This window comes from Actinomycetota bacterium, assembly GCA_030774015.1.
Lineage (GTDB): Bacteria > Actinomycetota > UBA4738 > UBA4738 > JACQTL01 > JALYLZ01.
In genome coordinates this window covers 1-3,425 of the sequence record JALYLZ010000019.1, presented here as the reverse complement: position 1 = coordinate 3,425, position 3,425 = coordinate 1, and the positions used below count along the sequence as shown (strand labels likewise).

2 protein-coding genes are annotated in these 3,425 nt (G+C 70.1%); both read right to left on the bottom strand.

Translation table 11 applies throughout. From position 1 onward, the window contains the following. On the bottom strand, positions 1 to 304 hold a 304-nt coding region (locus M3Q23_01260), incomplete at its 3' end, for a zinc-ribbon domain-containing protein (protein MDP9340741.1). Then, positions 301 to 3,425, bottom strand: a 3,125-nt coding sequence (locus M3Q23_01255; protein MDP9340740.1) for an AAA family ATPase, incomplete at its 5' end; no start/stop codon positions are given. The genes M3Q23_01260 and M3Q23_01255, both read right to left, overlap by 4 nt.

The following is a 3,425-nucleotide window of genomic DNA, read 5'->3' as shown; positions in this document are numbered from 1 at the left end:
TCCGGGAGGTGTCGAAGTAGCGGGTCAGCAGCTCCCGGACCTCCTCGGCGTCGCGGCTCTCCGAGAGCGAGGTGAACCCGACCAGGTCCGCGAACAGCACGGACACCAGGCGGCGCTCTGAGGCGGGGGATTCGGGAGCGGCCGGGGCTCCGGCGCCGAGGGCCGACCCGCACTGCCCGCAGAATTTCATCGAGGGCGCGTTGGGGGCACCGCAGGACGGACACAACCTGGCCAGCGCCGATCCGCATTCGCCGCAGAACTTGCGTCCGGCCTCGTTCTCGAACCCGCAGTTCGGACAGTTCATGGGCTCACCCCGAGGGCTGCGTGGGTGCGCTCCAGCCGCTCGAGCCAGGGACGGGCCCTCAGGCGCTCGAAGATCTCTCTCGCGTCGTCGAGCAGGGGCACGGCCTCCGCGTAACGGTCCTGGACGGCCAGCCACTCTCCGTGCTCCAGCAGCGTGACCGCCCGGAGAAAAGGCATGGACAGCTCGCGGAACCGCTCGGCGGCCGCCGCGAAGCCCGGCTCGACACGCTCGATGTCCGAACGGGCAGCGCTCAGGCGGGCGCCGAACCGGGCGCCCTGGGCCTGCAGATACGGCGTGAGTTCACCGGGGCGCATCGCCTCGATCTCCCCGAGGAGATCCTCGGCCCTTTCGAGGTCGCCCAGGGCAAACGCGGCCTCGAGTGCTTCCGCGAGTCCCTCCTTCACGGCCTGGTGCTGGAGGCCCATCTCGTGCCGCGTTCGGTACGCGTCCTGTCCGGCGGCGAGCGCTTCGACGAGCCTGCCCTCCGCCCGCAGGAGCGGTGCCCGGGCCACCTGGTACACGGCACGGGTCTGCACGTCGCGTGCCGACTCACCTTCGGGGATCAGAGCCAGCACGTCCCGGGCGGCGTCGAGCTGGCCCCGGTGGACGTACACGTGGGCAAGCATGAGGATCCCCGTGAGGATGCCTTCCGGCAGGTCTTCGTTGGCTCCGAACTCCTCTGCGAGGGCGACGGCCTCGTCCCACCTTCCCAGGTAGGCGAGGTCGGGAATGGGGCCCAGCAATGCGGAGAGTTCGTAGAGGCGGTCACCGACCTTGCGGGCATGTTCGAGGCCTCGCTGCACCCACTCCATGACCTCCTCGAGGCGGTCCTGCCAGCTCGCCAGGGCGCCCAGGTTCCCGAATGCCCGAAGCGCGGCGGCCGACAGGTCGTTGTCCAGGGCAAGCTGGAGCGAGTGCCGCACCAGGATGGTGCCTTCCTCGAAGCGGCCGCGCGTCCCGAGGATCAAGCCCTTCGTGTTCAAGGCCTGCGACATGACCTCCTGAAGACGAAGGGCCTCGCCGATCTCGAGTGCGAGCTCGATTCGCACCAAAGCCTCGTCGGTCCTGCCGCTGAAGTACAGGAGCCTTCCGAGTTGCGCGGCCAGGGCCGCCAGGTCGGCATCCTGTTCCTCGCCGGACAGGACCTCGAAGGCCTCCTCCATCCGTTGCACGGCTTCCTCGATGTGCCCCTCCTGCCACGTGACCTCAGCCAGGGCCGCCGAGACCCTGGCCGCGGGATGGGTGAGGCCGATCGACTCGAAGGTGGTGATGGCGGCCTCGTGGTGGGAGCGTGCTTCGGCGGTCGTCCCGCCTGTCCACGCCATCCTCCCGGCTCGCTCGTGCAGTTCGGCCCGGGTGAGGGGATCGTCGGTCAGCTCGATGGCTTGCTCGAAGTAGTGCTGGGCCTGCTGGTTCGCGGCGAGGGACGCCGCCCGCTCGCCGGCCCTGGTCAGCCTGTCGCGGGCCCGCGCCTTGATCTCGGAGGCGTCGGGGGCGTCGGGGGCGGCGTGGTAGGCGTCGAGGTAGTGGGACGCGAGGACCTCGACGACGTCCTCCTCCTCCTGGGCCCACGTCTCCTCGAGGAACGCGGCGACGGCGAGGTGCTTCGCCTTGCGCTCCCTCTTCGATAGGGTCTCGTAGGCGACCCGCCTGACCAGGTCCTGGAGGAACCCGTACTGGCCACGCTCGGGAGATCGAGGGTCAGCCTGGATGCCGAGGACTTCCTTGTGGACGAGCGACGAGAGAAGCGGCTCGAGCGCGTCTTCTGATTGCGGCGTGATGGCGCCCAGCGCCGCCTTCGTGAACGTCTTTCCGAGCACCGCAGCGTCCTGGAGCAGCCTGCGTTCCCCGGTCCCAAGCCCATCGAGCCTCGCCGCGATGAGGGCGTGCAGGGTCTCGGGGACCTCGAGGGCTTCGATGGGCCCGGTGGGCCGATACTCGTTCCCTTCCTGGACCAGAAGCCCCCGATCGAGGAGCATCCGCACCGTCTCCACGGCGTAGAGCGGGACGCCTTCGGCCCGATCCAGGATCTGGTCCCGGAGTTCGTCGGGAAGGCCTGGGACCAATCCGGCAAGGAGCTGCCGCATCGTTTCCCGCGCGAGCGGCTCCAGGTAGAGCGACGTGAAGGTACGCTTGCCCGCCCCCCAATCGTGCCGGCGTTCCAGCAAGTCCGGCCGAGCCGTCACGAGGATGTAGATCGGGTGGTTGCGCGACCACTCGAGGAGATACTCGATGAAGTCGAGCAACGCCGCGTCTGCCCACTGCATGTCCTCGAAGGAGAGGATCACGGGACGTTCCTCGGCCATCCGCTCGAAGAACAGCCGCCACCCGGCGAAGAGATCCTCCCGGTCTCGAGCGGCCCTCTCCTCGAGTCCGATGAGGTGCGCGAGCCTCGGCTCGACCCACCGGCGCTCCTCCGGGTCTGAGATGTATCGCTCGACGGCCGAGTGGAGCTTGGCCTGCGCCGCGGATGCCTCCTCCCCCTCCAGGATCTCGGCCCGCCCGCGGATCATCTCGGCGAGGGCCCAGTACGTGACGCCGTCGCCGTATGCGAGACACCGTCCCCGATGCCACCGGAACAGCTCCCGGAGGCCGTCCATGTACTTGTAGAACTCCCACCCCAGGCGGGACTTGCCGATCCCGGCGATCCCCACGATCGACACCAGGTGGGCCTTCCCCTCTTCCGCCGACCCGTGGAAGAGCTCCTTCACCAGGCGGAGCTCCCGATCCCGTCCCACGAACGGGGCCTCGAGGCCGGTGGACTTCAGGGCGCCGCCCACGCCGGCCACCACCCGGGCCGCCCTCCACAGCCGCATCGGCTCGGCCTTCCCCTTCAGCTCGTGGTCGCCGGCGTCCTCGTAGGCGATGGCCGCGTCGGTGGCCCGGCGGGTGGAGTCGCCGACCAGGACGGTCCCGGGCTCGGCTGCGGACTGTAGGCGGGAGGCCGTGTTCACCAGGTCGCCCGCGACCATGCCCTGGCCCTCCGCCCCGATGGTCACGGCGGCCTCCCCGGTCAGCACGCCGGCCCGGGCCCGGAGGTCCGTCGCGCCGACCTCCTCGCCGAGCGCCGCCACGGACGCCACCAGCTCGAGCGCCGCCCGTACCGCGCGCTCGGCGTCGT